Here is a 21,816-nt window from a genome sequence, read left to right on the forward strand (position 1 = left end):
TAGTTAATCTGTCGGATTGATTCCTTAATCTGTCCGATTCAGAGGATAATCTGTCCAATCGAGAATATAATTTAGCCATTCGACACCATTATCTGTCCAATTGCTACATTTACTAGATTTTGAAGTGTTTGATCATTTCAGTCAATGCTTGTGAAGCATCGTTCAATTCTTCGGCTGACTGAGAAACCGTGGATAGTGCCCGAACTTGCTCTTCAGAAGACGCACTCACTTCTTCACTTGCCGCTGCAGATTGTTCGGCTACGGCTGCGATACTTTGAATAGACGCTACTACTTCCTCTTTATAGTTGTTGATCATCTCTACTTCACTCGTAATTTGTTCGATGGACTTCACCATATCTGCCATCGTACCTGAGATTTCATTAAAAGCAGACTCTGTATCTGTTACGGTCATGTTTTGATCGTGAGCGATTCTTTTCGTATACGCCATCTCATTTACAGCACGCTCTGACTCTTCTCCTATTCCGGAGATCGTCTTACGGACTTTATCTGCAGCAATAGCAGATTGTTCCGCTAATTTTCGTACCTCATCGGCAACGACCGCAAAACCACGCCCGCTCTCACCCGCTCTAGCAGCTTCAATACTTGCATTTAATGCGAGTAGATTGGTCTGATTCGAGATTTCAGTAATTGATTGAATCACTTGTTCAATCTCTTCTACTTTAACAGCAAGTCCAGAAATGACAGATTCGATGTTTTTCAAAACCTGGTTGCTTTCTCCCGTTTTTTCACGTAAGACGTCCATTTGTGAGATTCCTTTTTTATTTGCAGCCTCAGCTAATAAAGACAATCGAGTCATCTCTTCTGCTTGTTCGTTTACTTTTTCGATCTGTAGAGATAAGTCCATCGTTCGACGGTTTGTTTCATCGGCATCTTCAGCTTGTGTTGTAGCACCAGAAGCAATCTCTCTGACAGCTCTAGAAACCTCTTCACTTGCTGCGATCGTTTCTTCTGACACGGCACTCAAGTTAGAAGTAGATTCATTAACAGTTACAACAGAATGGCTGACCGACGTAATCAGTCCCCTCATGTTTTCGACCATAGCGTTAAAATGATGAGTGAGTGTCCCCACTTCGTCTTTGGATTTCGCTTCAACAGAGACGGTAAGATCGCCTTCTGCTACTTTTTGTACTTGTGTCTGTAATCTAGTAATCGGATTTGAAATACTTTTTGCCAATATATAGGTTACGCCTAATGCAACGATGACTGCGACCGACGTAAAGATTAGTATCATATTTAATAGCTCTTCAGCATCTTTTAGTAGTTCTTTCTGGTCATAGACAAATCCAAGCTTCCAGTTCGTGTCGGCTATCGTCGTATAATAGAGCTCTCGGTCTTTATTCTGATAGGTATAGGAAACATTTCCTTTATCACTTTTATATATTTCTTTAATAAAAGTCTCTTTACTTAAATCTTTTCCTTGTTGTGTCGGATGAACGAGTGCCATACCTTTTGGATCAAGAAGCACTGGATATCCTTTGTAGCTGACTTTAGTTTTATTAATCATGCTCGTTAGTCCAGCAAGATTCAGATCAAGACCAACTACACCAAGAACCTCATCTGTTGCAGGATCTAACACCGGTTTCGTAACCGTTACAACATATTCACCAGAACTTGCATCTTCATATGGTTCCGTCCATATCGTCTTTTCTGGTGATTGTTTGGCCGTTTGATACCATGGGCGTTCAGTAGGATCGAACCCTTCTGGAAGCTCAAGTTTTGGAGTCGTTTTGAACTGTTTGGTTTCTGCACCTACGTATAAGACCGCAACGTTTTTATTGAGACCCAAAAAGTGCTTGAAGTCCTGATCTACAAGCGGCCAAGCTGCATTTAGACCTTTGGCTTCATCCGTTTTTAATGTTTTTAAATAATTGATAAGTCTGCTATCCTGGCTGTATCGATCGATCGTATTTCCATAAGATTTCAGATACAGCTCTGTTGAGGCTTTAACTTCGCTTGAAAGACTTGTTGCTTGTTCGTTGCTGTTACTTTCAAGTTGTTGTTTTGTTTGAAAATAAGAAAATAGCGATACAGACAAAAGTGTAATGGCAACTAGAATACTTACAGAAAGCATGATCTTCGTTTGAATTCTTTTAAACATCTGCTTAACCCCCATTTATCATCTAAAACCCCTTACCTACATATCGACATCTAGTTATAAATGATTTAAGAAATAGGTCTAAACAGGTACAAAAGAATCATTTTTAACTTAAAAACTTTAAAAATAAGTACTTTTCACCTAAATTCACACAGAGTTTTACAAATACAAACAAAAAAAAACCGCACGAGGCGGTTTTCTTAAGCTTCTTTTCTAACGAGGTTCTTTTCAGATGCTCTGTCTTCAGCTATTTTTCTTTTCTTAAGTGTTCCTAATCCTAGAACAAGAAGAACAACAAGAACTTCAAAGCCATATTTGACAAATCCATTCTCGAAATAAGGAGCCATGAATTTTTCTCCAACGATCATCTTAGAAGCCGTCCATGCAAGGACACCTGCTCCAATTGTAATGATGAACGGGTATTTATCAATGACCTTTAGGAACAATGTGCTTCCCCAAACAACAATCGGCACTGAAATCAGTAAACCGATTACCACCAGTAAGAAATCACCATGCGCAGCACCTGCGACGGCAAGAACGTTATCAAGACCCATTACCGCGTCTGCAATAATGATAGTTCTAATCGCTGCCCAAACATTGTTTTGTGCTTCAATATCATGATCTTTCTCTTCGATCATCAACTTATAAGCGATAACGACAAGAATTAGTCCACCTGCAAGCAGCAAGCCTGGAATCTTCAGGAGCCATACAACTGCAAGTGTTGCAGCTGCACGGATTACAATTGCCCCTACTGTTCCCCAGATGATTACTTTCTTCTGATTTTCCTTCGGCAAGTTTCTAGCTGCCAAGCCGATTACAATTGCGTTATCACCAGCTAATACTAAGTCGATAACAACAATCGCCAATAAGGCCGACCAAAAATCGGGTGTTAAAAAATCCATTCAAAAAATCCTCTCTGTTAAACTTCTGTTTAATCTTATCCATATAGTCAATGAAAGCAGAATAATAATTTCATTAAAGAAAAATAAAAAAATGAGTAATTACGCACACTTTATGCCCTGCCAGGCTTATCCACTTCTACATATAATAATAGCAAAGGGGGTGTTTTTTATGCGTTCATGTTCTTGCAGATGTAAGCCTAGATGCCAATCCTGTGTAAACTTTTGTGGCGTTCCATTATTTTGTCGAGACATTCATCCTTGCTGTTTTCCTTTTATTCAGCCTCAACCTACACCAGTAACCTCTCCTTTAATTGTTGTTTGTAGTTGCCATCGTTGCTCACAAAGACTCAGGTAGTATGTTTTAACAGCAATTAGACTGTAACTTCACATCACTGATACGATTGAGTGAACGTTTTGTTTCAAAAAAAGCGTTCTTTTTTTTTATTAAGGGAATAATGCAGGATAGATTGATAAGATCCATTTATTGGGGGTGTCCTCGTGCATTGGTTTATGAAACAGTGGTTTCACCGTTTCTTTCAAGATAAAGTATTCGATCTTTCTGCACAGCTTGCTTATTACTTTCTAGTTTCTCTTTTTCCTTTTGTTTTTCTCATTTTTACTATACTCAGCTTCCTGCCTATATCTTCTTCTTATGTACTATCACTTTTTCAGTCTATTGCACCAGAAGAAGCATATGCTTTACTAGAGTATAATCTAGTCGCTGTATTGGACGAGCATAGAGGAGATGTATTATCTGTTTCATTAATCATTATGATATGGTTAGCAACAATCGGAACGCACGCAATCATCCGTGTCTTCAACCAAGCCTACCAAGTTGAAGAGAGCCGACCTTTTATTAAAGAACTCATATTAGGCATGTTTCTTACATTCGGCCTTGTGATCGCAGTTATTACTGCCCTTTTACTGCCGGTCTTTGGTCGAAACATTGGGATTTACATATTTGAACGCACAGGATTTTCTCATCCCGTCTGGCACATTTGGGAAACAGCACGCTACCTTATAGGTTTCTCTGTGCTCCTCTCCATTTTCTCAGCACTCTATCGTTTTGCGCCAAATGTAAGATTAACGTTCAGAAACGTGTGGCCTGGAGCTATTTTTTCAACTGCAGGCTGGCATCTATTTTCTTACTTATTTTCTTCCTATGTACTTATTTTTGACTACGGTCAGATATACGGAAATTTAGGCGCATTATTAACATTAATGGTGTGGTTTTACCTCTCTGCCATGATCTTAATCACAGGTGGACAGTTGAATGCGATACTTGCATTAAAGAGGGAATTAAGAAAATAAGAAGATTTTTGAAAACTTCAGTTTCTGTGATTGACATTTTCACATTATCGTAACATCATTGTGTATATATGAAGAATTAACATCTTTTTTTCCGGTCATAATGGATAGTAACGAAAAATTTGCTGACCGGCTAAAATTACGGAGATCGGGGCTGGAAAATGACTGTAAAAAACTTAATCTTATTACTCATTTTGCTTGCCGGAATCGTCATCTTTGTCTTTTACAGTATACCTCTCCTTCTCGCATTGCTAACTGCTATAATGCTAGAACCAGTAGTGAAATTGTTTATTAGACTATTTAAAGGCAGACGATTATTGGCCGTCACTGCTACTTTTATCTTGTATCTTGCGGGACTTGGTATTTTCTCTTACTGGCTTACGACAACGCTCGTTATTCAGGTCATCGAGTTTATCACTGTTCTACCATCTTATTCCGTTCATCTGTTCGAAGTGGCAGAGAATACATTTTATGAAATGGAAAACTTTTATGCTAGCTTACCTCCTGAAGTGGTAAGAACACTTGAAGAGGGATTAGTAGGTTTAAAGGATTATGGCGTTGAAACAGCAAAGAACTTAACATCTGGTATCTTAGGGCTGATCACAGCCATACCTGGATTGCTGATCTACTTTATTATCTATGTAGTAGCCGTTTTCTTGTTTTCGTTGGATCTTCCGCGTTTGTATGCTGAGTTTCTTAACCTGTTTACAACGGCAGCCCGTGAAAAAGTTGAACTGGTCTTTAGTCAATTATCTAGAGCAACGGTAGGATTCTTTCGTGCTCAGATCATCTTAAGTTTTGTTACATATGCATTGGCTTTGATCGGACTTATGATTTTAGATGTCGAGTATGCTGTGATTCTCGCTCTTTTAATTGTTATTGTTGATATACTTCCAATCCTTGGAACAGGTTCATTCCTTGTCCCATGGGCCGCTTATTCATTCTTTATCAACAATAATGACCATCTTGCATTCGGACTTCTGATCATGTTCGGAGTAATTACGATTGTTCGAAGAATCATCGAACCAAAAATACTTGGTTCAAGTCTTGGTATATCTGCTCTAGCAGCTCTCGTATCCTTATATATCGGATTCCAGCTTCTTGGCTTTATTGGATTGATTGTCGGTCCCGCTATCGTCATCATTTATGAAGCATTAAGAAGTGCAGGGTTTATCAAAATAAAGATTGATTTCTAATAAAAACGTGTTTCCTGTAATAGGAAACACGTTTTTTTCTATTTATAGGTTAGAAACACCTGCAATGTTGGGAATTATAAAGAATAAGTAAAAAAAATGAGAAATTCATACGAATACTTTATAAGGTGAATAATTATTGGAGGAATATCGATGAGTACTGCTATAAAAGAACGCGATTATTATTTTGACAACGCAAAGTTTATTCTAATTTTCCTTGTCGTGTTCGGGCACTTTATTTCCCCGATAAAAAGTCAAAACGAGTGGCTTTACACGATCTACAACTTTATATATACCTTTCATATGCCTGCGTTTATTTTGATAGCGGGATTCTTTACAAAAGGTGTTTGGCGTGACGGTTATCTTCCAAAAATCTTTAAAAAGGTTTTGATTCCTTATTTGGTATTTCAACTAATCTACAGCTTTTTCTATTATGATTTGTACGGTAAAAGTGAAGTTAAGCTAGACTTCTTTTCTCCACATTGGACGCTCTGGTTCTTATTAAGTCTAGTTTTCTGGAACATACTTTTAAAAGTCTTTGTGAAAATGAAATATCCGCTCGTACTTGCCATAGGTATAGGAGTTGCAGTAGGCTACATTCATGATATTGGTACATTTTTAAGTCTCCTTCGAACATTTGTCTTCTTCCCTGTTTTCTTGCTTGGACATCTGCTTGAAAAGAGAGACTTCAAAAAGATTTTACGACCGAGAGCCAAAATCGTCTCAGCTGCTTTCTTAGTCGTACTATTTGTTACGTATCATTTTATTTTTCCTAACGGAACAAAAGAATGGCTCCTCTCGTCATCTTCTTACTCGGAAATCCTTGGATACAACGATTGGTATGGGGGTATTGTCAGACTTGCTATGTACGGTGTCATGTTTGCGGCGACCTTCAGCTTTTTAGCACTTCTGCCCCGCAGAAGAATGTTCTTCACTGAATTCGGTGAACGCACATTATATATCTATCTGCTGCATGGATTTGTGTTGAAATACTTGTTTACAACAGATTTATTTGCATCTATTGAGGAAAACGGTGCATACTTTATGCTTCTGTTCTTAGCTGTTATCGTAACTCTATTTCTAGCTAGCAAACCCGTTATCGCACTAACACAGCCGTTTATAGAGCTACGTTGGTCTAAGCTTAAAAAAATGTTAAAACCAAAGCCCTCTCAGCCTAGAGAGAGCTAGTTTTCATAAAGAAAACACCGCTAAGCCGAAATGGCTAGCGGTGTTTTTTCGTTCCGATAAGAATATAATAAATAGAAAGAGTGCTATTAAAATAAATTCTAAGACCCCTGCTTATAGTAATGTTGTTTTGCTTCTGCTAACACACGTAACGGAAGTTTGTCAGCGAGTTTAAACGCTTCTTTTTCGTCTAACTCCAATGTCGTTACAAGCTTTTCTATCTTTTCTTCAGAAGGAATCATCCTTCCCTTTTCAATATCAGCCATGTATTGAGGAGTAATACTTAATCTTCGAGCAAGCTCTGATTTACTCAATCCTTTTTGGTTTCTGGACATTTCTATAAACCTTCCAAATTCACTCATCCTTTATTCCTCCTTTTCTTTTTGTATAAAAAAGTGTGAATTGTATGATGATGTAGGCCGCTAATCGGCTCGTCATATTGCGGAAATCTAAGGTTGGATCAATCTCTACGATGTCCATTCCTTTAACAGATGGTTCTTGTGCAAGATATTGTATACCTTCAATTAACGAGTCGCTGTCTAATCCACCTGGCCCGATTGCAGGACATCCTGGTGCAAAAGCCTGATCCAAAACATCCATATCAAGAGAAATATATATGTTATCTGTTGTCTGTTTTAACTGGTCAACTGATTTTTTCAATAAAGAAAGCAAGCCACTTCTTTTAACATCACCCATCGTATGCACGGTAACACCATGATCCTTCGCATAATCATGATAGAGTTTCCCGTTTGAGAAATCTCGAATACCGATCTGAACAAGTTGGTCGCCTGTAATCACACCATTTTCAATAAGTTGGCGAAACGGCGTACCGTTTGATGGACCACCGTCTTCCGTGTTACGGAGATCAAAATGTGCATCAAACTGTATGATGCCAACTCGTCCCCTCGTTTCTTGGAAAGCTTTGATCGCTCCTGCAGAAACAGAATGATCACCACCCAGAGTTATCACACATGCATCTCTATGCTGAGCTCCGATATCTTTTAAGACCGAATGGATACGGGATTGTGACGTAAAGAGATCTGTTACATGCATCTCAATATCTCCAAAATCGGTAATGCTCTGATCCCAAAGATCACTTTCTTCTTCAATGCTATATGTGGAAAACGAATGCATCATCGCACGAATGGTCTGTGGTGTGAGATGTGCACCTGAATGTGAAATAGAAGTCTTAGAGAGAGGAGCTCCAGCAATCGCTACTCCTCTCACTTCTTCTCCTGACCAAGGCTTTAATAGCTGACCTGCCTTTTTAATGCCGCGGTCAGTAAAGGGTGCCTCATCCGATTTACGTAGAAAGGGTATAGTTTGCATGAATATCTCCCTTTCCAACAACTAACTTACCGTTCTTCCATACTTTATTTACGTGGTTAACACCGTAGTGGTAAGGAATATACTTGTAGTTTGGTACATCCCACAGAACTAGATCTGCTTTTCTTCCTATTTCTAGACTACCAGCAACATCTCCGCGTCCAATAGCGAAAGCTGCATTGACCGTTACAGCGTTCCAAATTTCTTCTGGCGTCATCTTCAGCTTTAATGCAGCTAAACTCATAATGAACTGTAAATTTTCTGTCGGTGAACTTCCAGGATTAAAATCAGTCGACAGTGCTACAGCTGCCCCACTTGAGATCATGCCCCGTGCTGGAGCGAAATGATCTTTCCCTAAATAAAACGTAGTGCCTGGAAGAAGGACTGCGATCGTATCTGACTCACCGAGCATACGAACCCCTTCCTCACTTGCTCCAACTAAGTGATCGGCAGATACAGCCCCGATCTCACAAGCCATCTCCGTCCCGCCAAGAGGATCAATTTCATCCGCATGAATCTTTACACCAAATCCTGCTGTTTTTGCTTTTTGAAGAAAGACTTTAGACTGTTCTACTGTAAAGACACCTGTTTCACAGAAAATATCTACAAACTCTGCAAGACCCTCTTTTGAGATTACACTCAACAAAGAAAGCATCTCTTCTAAAAAGGCATCTGGTCTTCCTTTATAATTTTCAGGAATCGCATGAGCTCCCAAAAAGGTTGAAACAAGGTCGATCGGGTGAGTTTCATTCAGCTTTTTTGCTACTCTCAACTGCTTTAATTCGGTCTCTTTATCCAGTCCGTATCCACTCTTTGCTTCCATCGTCGTAACGCCATAAGTTAAACATCTGTTTAAATGGAACATTCCTTTTTCATAGAGATCTTCTTCTGATGTTTCACGCGTAGCTTTAACGGTCGAATGAATTCCCCCGCCTTGAGCCAAAATTTCTAGATAAGGAACTCCTTGTTGTTTCAAAGCGAGTTCATGCTCACGCGATCCCCCAAACACGAGGTGTGTGTGAGGGTCCACCAAGCCTGGTGATAAAAGTTTGCCTGTTGCCTCAATCGTTTCTTTTGCCTGTAACTGAGATGCTTCTTCCGCAGTTCCTATAAACGCGATTACACCATCTTTTATCCCAACAGCTCCGTTATCAATGATGGAGAGTTCGTTCATCTGTGTACCTCGAAGCGCCGCTCCATTACTTTTTGGAACAATCACCTGTCCAGCAAAAATCAATGTATCTAGCATTCGTCACACTCCTTTTTTATTTCTCGATCATTGGCAGATCTACGCCTTTTTCTTTTGCCGTCTCAATCGCAAGGTCATAACCTGCATCAGCATGTCTAACGATTCCCATTCCAGGATCACTTGTTAATACACGCTCTAAACGACGAGCTGCTTCTTCTGTTCCATCTGCTACAACGACCATTCCGGCATGAAGAGAATACCCCATCCCAACACCGCCACCATGGTGAACAGAGACCCAGCTCGCTCCGTTTACCGCATTGATCATTGCGTTTAAAATCGGCCAGTCCGAAACGGCATCACTGCCATCCTTCATTCCTTCTGTTTCACGATTAGGCGAAGCAACTGAACCGCAATCCAAGTGATCACGCCCGATCACGATTGGTGCTGACAATTCTCCGCTAGCTACCATTTCGTTGATGATTTTTCCAAACTTCGCACGTTCACCATATCCTAACCAACAGATACGGGAAGGAAGGCCTTGAAACTGTACTTTTTCCTGAGCCATCTTGATCCATTTGCAGAGGTGCTCGTTATCACTAAACTCTCGTAAAATTACTTCATCCGTTTTTCTGATATCTTCTGGATCGCCCGATAACGCAACCCATCTAAAAGGTCCTTTCCCTTCACAGAACAATGGGCGTATAAAAGCTGGTACGAATCCAGGGAAATCGAATGCGTTTTTTACTCCTTCGTCAAGTGCTACTTGTCTGATGTTATTCCCATAATCGAATACGACAGAACCTTTCTTCTGCATCTCAAGCATAGCCTGAACGTGAACCGCCATCGATTGCTTTGATTTTTCGATATATTGTTCCGGATGACGTTTACGAAGTTCTGCTCCTTCTTCCATAGAAAAACCTACTGGTAAGTAACCATGCAACGGGTCATGCGCAGAAGTCTGATCCGTAACAAGATCAGGAATCTCTCCCATCTCGATCATCTTTGGTAAAAGTTCAGCAGCGTTCCCTAGAAGACCAATCGATAAGGGCTCACCTTTGGCCGCATATTCTTTCGCCATGCTTAATGCTTCATCTAAACTCTTTGTCATTTTATCTAGGTATCTCGTATCCAAACGACGTTGAATCCTTGTTTCGTCTACATCGATTGCGATCACAACGCCATCGTTCATTGTTACTGCTAGAGGTTGTGCGCCTCCCATACCTCCGAGACCTGCTGTTAGCGTGATCGTTCCTTTTAGTGATCCGTTAAAATGTTTGCGAGCCGCTTCGGCAAATGTTTCATACGTCCCTTGCAGGATGCCTTGTGTGCCAATATAGATCCAGCTTCCTGCAGTCATTTGGCCGTACATCATCAGACCTCTTTTTTCAAGATCACGGAATGTCTCCCAATTTGCCCATGCAGGGACAAGATTGGAGTTGGCGAGTAAAACACGCGGAGCATCAGTATGCGATTTAAATACGGCGACCGGCTTTCCAGATTGTACGAGAAGGGTTTCATCATTCTCTAAACGCTCTAATGTTTCTATGATCTTATGATAAGAGTCCCAGTTGCGGGCAGCTTTACCAATTCCTCCATATACGACAAGCTCATCAGGATTTTCTGCTACTTCACCATCTAAATTGTTCATAAGCATTCGAATTGCCGCTTCTTGCACCCATCCTTTTGCAGATAGTTTCGTACCTCTTGCAGCTGATATAGAATGTTTTACGTTTGACATGTAAAAATACCTCCTTTTAATGTGCTAACTTTTGAATTTTAGATCCGATTAAGATGTCATTCCACGATGTATCAAGGATCCATGAAGCAACAGCTTCCATATCTTTGTGGAACATACGGTCACACTGTATCGTCGGACAAACGATTCTTCCTTGTTCATATACTTTCTTTGTTTTAGGTGCGAGCTTTTCAGGTCCTCGGAAATCTGCAGCCTGCATCGCACAGATTAATTCAACAGCCAGCACTCGTCTTGCATTGGCAATGATCTGAGCCGCATGTCTAGAAGCGATCGTACCCATACTCACATGATCTTCTTGATTGGCTGATGAAGGAATCGAATCGACACTTGCAGGGTGCGCCAATGTTTTATTTTCTGAAACGAGCGATGCAGCAGCATATTGCATGATCATCGCACCTGACTCAAGCCCTGGATTCGGACTTAAGAAACCAGGTAAATCACTCAACTGAGGATTGACCATCCGTTCGATCCGTCGCTCTGAAATGTTCGCCCATTCTGCTGCGGCGAGCTTCAGAAAGTCCATTGCAAAAGCGATAGGCTGACCATGAAAATTCCCACCTGATATGATTTTGTTTCCGTCATCAAAGATCAGTGGGTTATCCGTTGCAGCATTCATCTCGATCTCAAGCTTTTCTTTTACATAACCAAGAACCTGCCACGAGGCCCCATGTACTTGAGGGATGCATCTTAACGAATATGCATCTTGTACCCTGATCTCTCCTTGTTTCGTTGTCAGCTGGCTGCCTTCTAAATATTCTCTTAAACGCTTTGCAACATCTACCTGCTCTTGATAACCTCGAGCAAGATGAACATCTTCATCAAACGCATCTGTTATGCCTCGTAAACTTTCTGTGGTAAGCGCTGCAATCGCATCTGCCATGAGTCCGATGCGTTCCGCTTCTATATAGGCAGCAATACCTTGTGCTGTCATTGCTTGCGTTCCATTGATCAAGGCAAGCCCTTCTTTCGCTGTTAAGACGACAGGTTCAATTCCCGCTCTCTTTAAAGCATCCTGACCAGAAATACGTTCTCCTTTGTAGTACGCTTCTCCCTCACCTACTAACACAAGGGCTAAGTGAGAAAGCGGTGCAAGATCTCCACTCGCTCCAAGTGATCCTTGTTGCGGAACAACAGGATGAACATTCTTCTCGACTAATTCTAGCAACCTTTCGATTACGATTGGCCTGATACCCGAAAAGCCTTTCAGAAGAGCATTTGCTCTTAAAATAAGCATAAGACGACTGATCGTCTCAGGAAACGGTTCTCCGATTCCACACGCATGGCTGCGGATCAGATTGATCTGCAATGTCTCCACATCATCTCTAGAAATAAAAACATCGCTAAACTTTCCGAAGCCAGTCGTGATTCCGTACACCACTTTACCTTCAGCCACAATCGCTTCAACCGCTTTCCGGCTGTCAGCCACTTTCTTCATACTGACCGGGCAAGCTTCAATGGGTTCATTCTCATGCAGAATCCGCTTGATCTCTTCCATCGAAAGCGTATTACCTGTTAATGTAATCATCTTCATCCCTCTTTTACTAAGGTTCTGTTCTTTTATTCTTCTCTACTAACTTTTTCACGACTTAAAGCAAATAGGAATTTTTCAAACCAACAGTGATTATGAAAGGCTGTCTATCGCTTTTGCTCAAAAAACTTCAATGATTAGTTGATTGGAGTGTAAGGTGCGAGACTCCTGGGGGATCAGCGGGACAGGTGAGACTCTTAACAGCGCAGAGCGCTAAGAGGCTCACCGCACGCCCCCCGGAAAGCGAGTACCTGTAACGGAAATCAACTACTTTCAAGTCAACAGGTGTGGCTTTTTCACATACAAAAAGAGCGCACCCGAAAGAAAACTCTTTCGAATACGCCCCCTCATCACTAGTTACTATGGGCACTATTTAAATATGATTGATTCCTAGACCGATCGCTTCATGCTCTAATCCTTTTACAGGAGCTCCGATCGTTCCGTAGAGAGCGACTGCTATCCAGTCACCTTCTTCTTTTTTCTCATATGGATTACCGCGAACGACGATGAAACGCAAACCTACAGTTCTAAGAACGGTTCCAAGCTGAACCTGTCCTCTTGTCACCCCATGAAAAGCTTCCATGATGGCATGATATAAAGAATGTGTTTCACGATAAATCCCAGTTTGAATTATATTTTCACTTTTGGCCGCTGTTTCAATGGCAGCTACTACCTTTTGTGAATCCATTGAACCGGCTTTGCCTACGCAATACTTCCAGCCCAATTTCTCGATCTCAGGCAGATAACTTTCATCTAATACCCCTAACATGGCCATCTTTCCGATCAAACGTTCATTTGATAATGCCATTGCATGAATCACTCTTTCTCTAACGGCTAATAACTACTTCTAGTGTATGCGTTTACAATTTGTCCGTCAATTCCCTTTCAACAACTTATCACAGCAGTATAGTAAAGAAAATGACACGTATAATCTATCAAACTAGCGGTAAGAATGATAGTAAGAAATATAACGGAATGAGGGTTGTTACATGTTAAACGTACAAAAAGAAATTGCACTTGCTTCAATGTCACGCACACCACAGTTCGAGGAAGATGTGAATGACTTTTTTATCGCTTATGACAAAGGACATAACCCGTTACTGCTCTTGCCTACTACAAAAGGATTTCTTCCCGAAGGACAGGTGTACGCGATCGCATTTATTAAAAAAGAAAATAATTCATATCAATTTACTCTTTCAGATAAAATTATGCCTTTTTCGATGAATGAAGCAACGCTCATTCATGATCAGCTCGGTTTCTTCTTCGGTCCTGATAATAATATGCTTTCTTCCTTTTTTAAAGGTGATACGTATGGCGCATATGTAGTCTGGACAAAGCATATGGTCACGCAATTGATCAACGAAACTCTTCAAAATTGGCATAATACATCAGATGATTCACAGCGCGAAAAACACAAGACGCGATTAACTATGCTTCTTCAAGCCTAGGTAAAAATAATAAAACTGACTGCTAACTTCCCTCTTTCCTATGTGCAACAGATTGAGGAAGACTAACAGTCAGTTTTTTTAATTGTGGTGAATCATGTAGTAGATGATGTCTGTTCTTTATTATTTTTCTTAATATGTTTCTTAATAAAAGTCATGATAAATAAAAGTGGAATATAACTGATGGCTAAATAAAAACCGATCTTGTTCGTATAGTTATTGAGCATGTTGATCTTCAAACGAGTGTCTAAGTAATAACAAGCAGCCAACGTGATCGCTAATAAAATGATCAGTGTGATATGTTGGCGGATGTTCAACATCAGTTTGGCCACACGGCTCGAACACCAGATCGCCAGTGCAATATTTGGCAAAATCACTAAACACCACATCGAAACGAAAACAAAATCAAATCGTTCCACGAATGAAACTTGAACGATTTTCACCATAGAAAGGGTTGCCCATATATTTCTAGACAACTGTTCTTCGCTAAAGAACGCAAATGAAAACAAAGTGACTAGCAAATACATCATAAATGTAAAAAGATTAGCATGATGCGCAAATTTTTGAGACCGCTTTGCATTTTTAATAAACGGATAAAAAACAAGAAGTGTTTCAAAACCAAGATAACTCAGCATCATATTTTTCGTTGCAGATAAATAGTCTTTTACATTCTCATCAAAGACCGGCAGGAGATTAGAAAAATGAGTAAATTCCAATGGGTATACGAGTAACACGATCAAACCTAATGGAATGACAACTCCTAAAAAACAGATGCCCGCCACCGTTCGAAAACCAGACGAAACCACATAGTACGTTAATATCAGGAATACAGCAGCGATCTTCCAAGTACTTAGAGTGGGAAACATCCATACTTGTATGACTTCAATATACGTTCGTAACACTGTAATCGACCAGAGCAGAAAATATAGAAGTAAAAATAGATTAAATAAGTTTCCAATCAAACCACCAAACAGCGATTTATGAGTTGATACGATATCCCCATCGCCGTTATCGAGTACATAATAAATCATCCATATAAGAGCATGTACAAAAATGGCAGCTATGATGACTGATATCCAGGAATCATAGCCAGCGTATTTAGCGATGATACGCTGATAGCCTAGCACCCCTACCCCTACTTGTTCAGAATGGACAAGAAAAAACACAAGAAAGGGAGAAACGAGAAAAGCTTCTTTAATTTTTTGCATGACGATTCTCTTCCTCTCTTAGAAACAGCATTGAAATCTCGTTTTAGCATTCCCAAGAGTAAAGAGATTAACCCATAAATAACCAAAAAAGCTGACGCGAAATGTGGGAATACACCCGTTCTGCATCAGCTTTCATTCCTCTATCCAGTGAACACTTCACCGTCTGGATACCTAATATTATCTTTTGTTTGTTTAGCAAGACTGAACGCCAGTGTTAGCGGTCCTAATTTACCGAAAACCATTACCACACAGATCACAATTTTTCCGATGACTGTGAGATCTGGGGTAAGTCCCATACTTAATCCAACTGTTCCAAATGCAGAAACGACTTCAAACACGATCACCATGAATGAAACATCTTTCTGGACATATGTGATAATAAATAATGCGGCAAAGATAAACAAAATAGAAATAGTTGTAATAGCAAGAGCTCTGTAAACAACAGCATTTCGAATGGTCCGCTTCATAACAACCGTACTTTCTTTCCCTTTTAAGAAAGCTGCAACCGTAAAAATAATAACAACAAACGTGGTCAGCTTTATCCCTCCACCAGTAGAGGTACTTCCTGCCCCAACAAACATTAAAAGAATCATCAACAAGGATGTATCAGGATTTATGGCTGTCATATCAATCGAGTTAAAACCTGCTGTTCTCGGTGTTACACCTTGGAAATAAGAAGCCCAGAATTGCTCAGCACCTGAAAGCATTCCAATGGTCTTAGGATTATTAAACTCAAATAAGTAGAAGAACAAGATTGCCACAATATTAATAATCAAAGTAGAAAGCAACATCACTCTTGTATGAAGAGAAAGTTTTTTCCAGCTTCGGCTCACCCATATATCAACCAATACGGTAAACCCAATTCCCCCTGTTATAAACAGAAACGATATGACGATGTTCACCATCGGATCTCCTACATAACCCATTAGACCGTCAGACCACAACGAGAATCCTGCATTGTTGTATGCCGATATAACATGAAAGATGCTATAGTAAATTCCTTTACTAACACCAAAGTCTGGAACAAGCCTTAGTGATAGAAAAAAGATGGCGATAATCTGGATGCTGATTGAAAATACAAACAGATTTCGAACTAACCGGATTACCCCGCCTATAGAAGGCTGGTTGAGTGCTTCTTGCATCAGAACACGTTGTTTGATGGATATTTTCCTCCCCATCATAATAACGACTAATGAAGCAAATGACATGACCCCAAGTCCTCCGACTTGGATTAAGAACAAGATGACGATCTCACCAAAGAGTGTGAACGTTGAGCCAGGATCAACAGTAGCTAAGCCTGTTACTGTTGCTGCTGAAGTTGCAATAAAAAAAGCATCTACCCACGATAACGTTTTTTCATGGGCAATAGGAAGCTTTAACAAACACGTCCCAACGAAAATAAGAAATAAAAATAGTAACGCTAAAAACTGAGGAGGGTTCAATCTAATTGGGTTGTGCAAAAAACGTTTATGCTTTCTAACATGTAGTGCCAATGCTTACACTTCCTCATCCTCAAAACGATTTAGATCTTCGTTACGACCGATCACGACAAGTATATCCCCATATTGAAGAGATACATCAGCAATCGGTGAAACGAGTATCTCATCTCCGCGTTTGATTGCGACGATATTACATCCATAGCGTGCACGAACATCTAGATCTGTTAGCGTCCGATTCACTAGCTTATCCGTTACACCTATCTCAACAATACTGTGTTCATGCGATAGCTCAATAAAATCAATAATCTTTTCAGAAGATATGAGTTGAGCAACGCGAAGCGCCATATCACGCTCTGGGTGGATAATACGGTCTGCTCCTAGCTTTTCCAACACTTTATGATGATAGTCATTCTGTGCTTTTACCCATACTTTTTGAACGCCTGCTTCTTTTAAAAGTAAAGTAGTTAAGATACTTGCTTGGATGTCTTCACCGATCGAAACAATTACCTGTGTAAAATTTCGGATTCCTAAAGACTTCATTACGTTTTCATCCGTAGAGTTAGCTTGAACAGCCTGAGTAGCTATTGTTGCAAACTCATTTACTCTTTCCATATCTTTATCTATAGCTAGAACATCATAGCCCATCGTCGCAAATTCTCGACAGATGCTGCCTCCAAAACGTCCTAAACCAATTACTGCAAACTGTTTTTTCATTATGGTCTCCCCTTAAAATCCATGAAGTTTTTGCTTCGTTGTTCTCTAGCCTTGCTGGTCAAGAGGTATATAAATTTAAGTAAAAAAACGCAAAAAAAGACCACACAAAGAAGCGGGTCCGGTTTTCCACCAAATTGACCTCTCCAGTGACATGACGCTTACGGGGTTAGCTGTCGGATTAGGGATTGGAGTATCCCTTTTTGCAAATAGAGCAAAATTCACCCCAAAAGATTGGTTCCCCCGTTTTACAGTAGTTTCACCATAAAAATAACTGTAAATTCAGCGATCTAAAGCCTGCTAAATTTTGAATTACATATACTGTAATCCTCTATCTTTTAAAAGTCAATCCATTTTTTTAGTGTTAACAAATACTTTACATTATACCTGAAAATTGAAGGATCAATACTACTATTCCAATCAACCAAACATAGACAGCAAATCCTTTTAACGTACCGGTTTGAAGGAGTTTGATCATCCACTTTACCGCCACATATCCAAATAGAGCCGATGCTAAAGTACCGACCAATAAGGCTGAATAAGAGATAGGTGGATGTCCACCCGTAAATAGATCTTTTGACTGCAATACTACTCCTCCTGCGATAGATGGTATGGATAATAAAAAAGAAAAATAGGCCGCTGCTTTTTTATCGATCTTGCAAAAGAGCGCTGCTGCAATCGTTAGTCCTGATCGTGAAATAGCAGGAAGAATAGCCGCACCTTGAAACGTACCGATCACAAGTGCATCCCTTATTGTTATATCTTCAATCCCTTTATATCCATTTCGCTTATAAGAATCCGCCCACCAAAGCAAAAAACCTGTAATTAAGAACTCCCATCCAACCGTGATCCCGGTTTTTGAGATCTCTTCAAAAAAATCTTTAAATGCTAGTCCTATAACAGCGGTTGGAATCGTTCCAGCGATAAGCAGAACTCCCGTTTTGCTGAGTGGTCTTTTTATAACTTCTAAGATTTCTCTCCAATAAACCGTCATCACAGCAATAAGTGTTCCTATATGAAGCATGCTATCAAGAAACAACCCGGCTTCTTCTAGCTGAAACACTTGCCTGCCTAGAAGGAGGTGTCCTGTAGAACTGACAGGCAAAAATTCTGTTATCCCTTGCACAATGCCTAATATTAAGGCTTCGAGCCAATCCATAAAAAGAACCCCCTCAACTTTCATGGTCTCGTACAACCTATTCATGAGGAGGATTTTCTATTCTAGTTTTTTGATATCAATTTAGTGTTACTAACGAGCATTTGTGATTAAAGTACACCTGAGAAGAGACGAGCAAACGATTCCTTTGTTCGTTCCCACAAACCTCTTTTGTAAAACTCTACGGGCTTCACTTTTATAGATTCCACCATGTCTTCTTGATATTGTTCTACAAGATCTGAGACAGATGATGTATTCAGCAAGAATACGTTCACTTCGAAGTTAAGGTGAAAACTTCTCATATCCATATTAGCTGTACCGATTGAAGCAGTATCGCCATCAATAATGATTACTTTTTGATGCAGAAATCCTTTTTTGTAGGAATAGATCTCTATTCCAGAACGCAGTAGCTCTGGAAAATAAGAGCGCGTTGCATATTGCGTCAAGAATCCATCATTAATCTCAGGAACCAACAAACGGACCTGGACACCTTTTTTTGCTGCCACTCTTAAAGCCGTTCGAATCGCTTCATTAGGAACAAAATATGGTGTTGCGATCCAGATCGATTTCTCTGCACATGAGATCAAAGAATAGAATAGATCACTCATGATTCCAAGCTGAGTATCAGGACCACTTGCCACCACATGAACAGTACCATCCCCTTCAGCGGGGTATGCTCTTGTAAGATGATTATCTTCTAAGAGATCTTCTCCACAAACATATTCCCAATCCATTAAAAATATGGCATGAAGAACTTGAACAGCTTCTCCTTCCATAACCATGTGTGTATCGCGCCAAAAACCAATCTCCGGATCTTCTCCTAAATACTCAACGCCTACATTCAAGCCCCCTACAAACCCAACCTTCCCATCAATAATAATAATTTTACGATGATTTCTGAAATTAAGCTTTTGATTGAAAAAACCATATCGAACAGGTAAGAATGCTTCAACGAGAATTCCTGCTTTTTTCATTCTGTCGATATCATATTGCTGAAGAGACAGACTTCCTATCCCATCAAACAAAAATCTAACTTTCACGCCTTCATTCGCTTTTTTTATTAAAAGGTCAATAATGTCTTTACCAAGGCGATCTGAACGAAAGATATAATACTGAATATGTATATACTCCTTGGCTTCTTCCAGCCTTGCAAAAATTTCAGGAAACGTCTCTTGACCATTCTTTAAAATTTTCGAACTCGTTTTTCTGTTCAAACGCGTAAGTGTGATGTGATGAGCATGCGTTGCAAAGCACTGCTGATGTCTTTTCAAATCACTAAAGTCCGGCTTTTCTTCTTGTTTAGATACCCTGATCCACTCGTCTCTGTCTTTTTTTCGTTTCGATTTAAAAAGGTGGCCTTTTAAATAAAGCTGTCCAGAATACAGGTAGAACATATATCCGATAAACGGAAATAGAATTAATACATAAATCCAAAGAAGTGTATGTTGAGCTGTTCTGTTCTCGAGCATTAACGAATAAATCGTATACAGAATCACTGCGATGTAAAGGAGCCCAAATACCGTTTTGATTATCACATATCCTTCTGCAAAGAAAACGATGTATAAACAGACAAGTAACAATAGTGTGAGGAAAAATTCCCATATTCGTTTCATGCACGTGCTCCTTTTTTACCAATCTTCTCTTTCTCTCTTTATTCCCTTCCCCATGTAATTAAAACAAGGGGCTCTTCTCTTTTTATACCATTTTTTCTTAGGATTTGCAGAAATCACGACTGTTATGAAATTAGGTATTGTTTCAATCATTCGAAATGGTTTTTTTGTGTACGCATTGGGTTGATAGACAGACGCTTCGGAAATTTGCGTGGCCGATCGGTGGTGAATTTTGAATTGGACAGATTATTGGGTGGATCGGACAGATTATGTAACCAATCCGACAGATTAATCTTCAAATCGGACAGATTCACTAGTCAATTGGAAAAATTACCGTCATTAACAAAACGGCGCCCATGCATAGACTCCTCTATAGCACTTACTGTCGACTTTGACGAAAATACTGTCCACTCTTTAAGTTTTACTGTCCACTTCTGATGATTTACTGTCCACTTTTGTAAGTTTACTGTCCACTCTGCTATTTTTACTGTCCACTTTAATTTTCCGCAAAAATAGAAAAACATAAAAAAGCTCCAGAGGTTATCACCACCTCTGGAGCCAGTCAACATTCTTTATTCAGCTTTCGCTCCATTTTCTTTCCAGTAGTACTCTGCCACAGCATCTGCCACCGCTTCTGCACTTCTATACAGCTCGTCCATGTTGTTATCCACTCCGCCAAACTCAATGAGTAAAGCATGGTCAGAAAGGTCTTGATTATAAACACCATTTCCTTGAGTCTTGTTTTTTCCAATAACCCCACGGCTTAATCCAGGGTATTTTTTATCTAAGATCGCGTTGATCTCTTGTGCTGCTTTTTGGTTCTTCTCAAAATTAGGATTCGCTTTACCGATAACGAATAAAGTACGCGCATAGGACTTACCATTAATTTGTGTTGTTGTAGACTTTCCTCTCATAGAATCTCGATGCAGATCAAAGATTAAATCAATATCATTGTTGCTCGCCATCGCACTTTCAACTAGTGTACGTGACATCGGATAACTCTTTCGATAGTCTGTGTTATTTTTCCTCAAAAGCTCCGTCATGTTTGTCATATCGACGGATGTACCGATTCCTCTCGCCTCTAATTCTTCCCCTAGCTTTTTCCCTACCATCGTGATGTTGACTTTAGAATGAATAGCATGATCAGGATTTGTTACTCCTTTTAGGTGAGGTAAGAACGATTCCCAACTGTGCGAATGATAGATATAAGCGATTTTCTTTCCACTCGTTGTTTGACCTGGTGGGTTCTCTGAATCAGATGGATCTGGATCTTCTAACCGCTCGATATCTTGAACTTCCGCTTCCTCACCACTTAATAGAAGTTCCATCGGTGGTGGTGACTCATACGCTAAGTTTGTATAATCCGTTCCTTCCCCAGCAACAATGATTGTTGAATCATAGAGTGCAAAGCCAGGAAGTTCGTTTCCTAACAAACTTCGGATATCACCAGGCTTGATGCTTGTTGTTAATTCGAACAATACACTTGATAATGCAGGCGGTTCACTTTCTTTTGGAAGCTCTTGCGTGAAATATCGGTTTTCCCAACCTATGAAATAGACAAGTGCTTCTCCAGAAAATTCCGTTAACCACTTATGCATGGTTGATGAACTCAATCGATATTTGTGTTCAAAGGATGTGATGAAGCTAGTGGCAACGACGATAAATAGCATGGCTCCAGCAAGTAATAATGGTAAACGCTTCATATTCAATTGCGGGGTGAACATGTATAGCCCTCCACTTCTGT

The 21,816-nt window shown here is 39.9% G+C and carries 18 protein-coding genes and 1 riboswitch; of the genes, 4 read left to right on the forward strand and 14 right to left on the reverse strand.

Translation table 11 applies throughout. The features are described 5' to 3' along the window. Positions 1-112 precede the first annotated feature (112 nt). Positions 113-2,119 (reverse strand): methyl-accepting chemotaxis protein, encoded by a 2,007-nt coding sequence (locus IHV12_RS10025; protein WP_197190767.1) that lies wholly within the window; start codon positions 2,117-2,119, stop codon positions 113-115. Between the two features lie 197 nt (positions 2,120-2,316). Then, positions 2,317-3,018 carry a TerC family protein gene (locus tag IHV12_RS10030; protein WP_197126949.1) on the reverse strand — a complete coding sequence of 234 codons (702 nt, stop codon included), beginning with the start codon at positions 3,016-3,018 and terminating at the stop codon, positions 2,317-2,319. Positions 3,019-3,516: 498 nt separating this feature from the next. On the opposite strand from IHV12_RS10030, the gene IHV12_RS10035 reads away from it, so the two are divergent. The 3 genes from IHV12_RS10035 to IHV12_RS10045 all read left to right on the forward strand — a co-directional run bounded on the left by IHV12_RS10035 (position 3,517) and on the right by IHV12_RS10045 (position 6,707). Then, complete coding sequence (locus IHV12_RS10035) at positions 3,517-4,329, forward strand: YihY/virulence factor BrkB family protein (protein WP_197126948.1); 813 nt, start codon at positions 3,517-3,519, stop codon at positions 4,327-4,329. Between the two features lie 158 nt (positions 4,330-4,487). After that, on the forward strand, positions 4,488-5,522 hold the full coding sequence (gene ytvI / locus IHV12_RS10040; protein ID WP_197126947.1) for a sporulation integral membrane protein YtvI: 1,035 nt from the start codon (positions 4,488-4,490) through the stop codon (positions 5,520-5,522). A gap of 150 nt (positions 5,523-5,672) precedes the next feature. Then, the gene (locus tag IHV12_RS10045; RefSeq protein ID WP_231618095.1) at positions 5,673-6,707 is read left to right on the forward strand and encodes an acyltransferase family protein; all 1,035 of its coding nucleotides are present in this window, start codon (positions 5,673-5,675) and stop codon (positions 6,705-6,707) included. Positions 6,708-6,805: 98 nt separating this feature from the next. On the opposite strand, the gene IHV12_RS10050 is transcribed toward IHV12_RS10045, so the two are convergent. The 6 genes from IHV12_RS10050 to hutP all read right to left on the reverse strand — a co-directional run bounded on the left by IHV12_RS10050 (position 6,806) and on the right by hutP (position 13,311). Next, positions 6,806-7,066: a helix-turn-helix domain-containing protein gene (locus IHV12_RS10050; protein WP_197126946.1), complete on the reverse strand. Its 261-nt coding sequence runs from the start codon at positions 7,064-7,066 to the stop codon at positions 6,806-6,808. Next, positions 7,059-8,033, reverse strand: a complete 975-nt coding sequence (gene hutG, locus IHV12_RS10055; protein ID WP_197190768.1) for a formimidoylglutamase — start codon at positions 8,031-8,033, stop codon at positions 7,059-7,061. Before hutG ends, IHV12_RS10050 begins: the two co-directional genes overlap by 8 nt. Continuing rightward, on the reverse strand, positions 8,008-9,279 hold the full coding sequence (hutI, locus tag IHV12_RS10060) for an imidazolonepropionase (protein WP_197190769.1): 1,272 nt from the start codon (positions 9,277-9,279) through the stop codon (positions 8,008-8,010). Before hutI ends, hutG begins: the two co-directional genes overlap by 26 nt. 16 nt (positions 9,280-9,295) lie before the next feature. Continuing rightward, complete coding sequence (gene hutU / locus IHV12_RS10065; protein WP_197126943.1) at positions 9,296-10,957, reverse strand: urocanate hydratase; 1,662 nt, start codon at positions 10,955-10,957, stop codon at positions 9,296-9,298. A gap of 16 nt (positions 10,958-10,973) precedes the next feature. Further along, positions 10,974-12,500: a histidine ammonia-lyase gene (hutH, locus tag IHV12_RS10070; protein WP_197126942.1), complete on the reverse strand. Its 1,527-nt coding sequence runs from the start codon at positions 12,498-12,500 to the stop codon at positions 10,974-10,976. 376 nt (positions 12,501-12,876) lie between these two features. Beyond that, positions 12,877-13,311 (reverse strand): hut operon transcriptional regulator HutP, encoded by a 435-nt coding sequence (gene hutP, locus IHV12_RS10075; RefSeq protein WP_066391539.1) that lies wholly within the window; start codon positions 13,309-13,311, stop codon positions 12,877-12,879. A 181-nt stretch (positions 13,312-13,492) separates the two neighbouring features. On the opposite strand from hutP, the gene IHV12_RS10080 reads away from it, so the two are divergent. Then, positions 13,493-13,951 carry a hypothetical protein gene (locus tag IHV12_RS10080; RefSeq protein WP_197190770.1) on the forward strand — a complete coding sequence of 153 codons (459 nt, stop codon included), beginning with the start codon at positions 13,493-13,495 and terminating at the stop codon, positions 13,949-13,951. Positions 13,952-14,043: 92 nt separating this feature from the next. Here IHV12_RS10080 and IHV12_RS10085 read toward each other — a convergent pair whose 3' ends face one another. The 6 genes from IHV12_RS10085 to spoIIP all read right to left on the reverse strand — a co-directional run bounded on the left by IHV12_RS10085 (position 14,044) and on the right by spoIIP (position 21,775). Then, positions 14,044-15,156 carry a GerAB/ArcD/ProY family transporter gene (locus IHV12_RS10085; protein ID WP_197126940.1) on the reverse strand — a complete coding sequence of 371 codons (1,113 nt, stop codon included), beginning with the start codon at positions 15,154-15,156 and terminating at the stop codon, positions 14,044-14,046. Positions 15,157-15,296: 140 nt separating this feature from the next. Next, the gene (locus IHV12_RS10090) at positions 15,297-16,649 is read right to left on the reverse strand and encodes a TrkH family potassium uptake protein (RefSeq protein ID WP_231618094.1); all 1,353 of its coding nucleotides are present in this window, start codon (positions 16,647-16,649) and stop codon (positions 15,297-15,299) included. A 3-nt stretch (positions 16,650-16,652) separates the two neighbouring features. Beyond that, complete coding sequence (locus IHV12_RS10095; RefSeq protein ID WP_144702694.1) at positions 16,653-17,309, reverse strand: potassium channel family protein; 657 nt, start codon at positions 17,307-17,309, stop codon at positions 16,653-16,655. Positions 17,310-17,448: 139 nt separating this feature from the next. Then, a riboswitch (cyclic di-AMP (ydaO/yuaA leader) is annotated at positions 17,449-17,604 on the reverse strand. 78 nt (positions 17,605-17,682) lie between these two features. Further along, complete coding sequence (locus tag IHV12_RS10100; protein WP_197190771.1) at positions 17,683-18,465, reverse strand: undecaprenyl-diphosphate phosphatase; 783 nt, start codon at positions 18,463-18,465, stop codon at positions 17,683-17,685. A 107-nt stretch (positions 18,466-18,572) separates the two neighbouring features. Then, positions 18,573-20,075 carry a cardiolipin synthase gene (cls, locus tag IHV12_RS10105; RefSeq protein WP_197190772.1) on the reverse strand — a complete coding sequence of 501 codons (1,503 nt, stop codon included), beginning with the start codon at positions 20,073-20,075 and terminating at the stop codon, positions 18,573-18,575. Between the two features lie 569 nt (positions 20,076-20,644). Continuing rightward, positions 20,645-21,775 carry a stage II sporulation protein P gene (gene spoIIP, locus IHV12_RS10110; protein ID WP_231620703.1) on the reverse strand — a complete coding sequence of 377 codons (1,131 nt, stop codon included), beginning with the start codon at positions 21,773-21,775 and terminating at the stop codon, positions 20,645-20,647. Between the last annotated feature and the right edge of the window lie 41 nt (positions 21,776-21,816).

This window comes from Fictibacillus sp. 7GRE50 (assembly GCF_015903875.1).
GTDB classification, from domain to species: Bacteria; Bacillota; Bacilli; order Bacillales; family Fictibacillaceae; genus Fictibacillus; species Fictibacillus phosphorivorans.